This window comes from Flagellimonas olearia (assembly GCF_009184425.1).
In the GTDB taxonomy this organism is placed as follows: Bacteria; Bacteroidota; Bacteroidia; order Flavobacteriales; family Flavobacteriaceae; genus Flagellimonas; species Flagellimonas olearia.
The window spans coordinates 1-397 of the sequence record NZ_WELG01000077.1; the positions used below are offsets into that span (position 1 = coordinate 1).

Genomic DNA, 397 nt, shown 5'->3' on the forward strand with positions numbered 1-397 from the left:
CCATTTTTTTCCTTTATGAGTATTTTTTCATTTGTTCTTTAAGGTCTTGTTTTTGCCTGCTCTCTCGCTCTTTTTTGGCTTGATAAAGACGCATTTGCTCTTCTTTTTGCTTGTCTTGTAAGATCATTTTCCTCTCATGGTTTTTTTTAAGCCGTTCTATGTATTCTTCTCGTTTTTCTGGGTCTTGGAAACTCACAGGGCGGATGAAAAAAACAAACAAGATCAATAAAAAAATCCCTATGGCGACAATCTCAGAGCCTTCGCCATTGAAAGCATACCAAAGCCCCCCCATCAAAGAAGCGAGCGCGAGTTTTAAAAAAGCGTTCATTTTAAATGAAAGTAACCTTATGATAATGTGCATCAAGCCCTAAAGCTTGCGTGGTTTTTTCCCCCATAG

1 protein-coding gene is annotated in these 397 nt (G+C 38.3%); it reads right to left on the reverse strand.

Features of this window, described 5'->3' with window-relative positions; translation table 11 throughout:
* Window positions 1–13 precede the first annotated feature (13 nt).
* Window positions 14–328, reverse strand: coding sequence for a hypothetical protein (locus tag F8C76_RS19930; protein WP_001860400.1), 315 nt, complete (start codon window positions 326–328; stop codon window positions 14–16).
* Between the last annotated feature and the right edge of the window lie 69 nt (window positions 329–397).

Bases quoted from the DNA above. Each gene is read 5' to 3' on its own strand.
- F8C76_RS19930 (WP_001860400.1), bottom strand. From the start codon at position 328: ATGAACGCTTTTTTAAAACTCGCGCTCGCTTCTTTGATGGGGGGGCTT.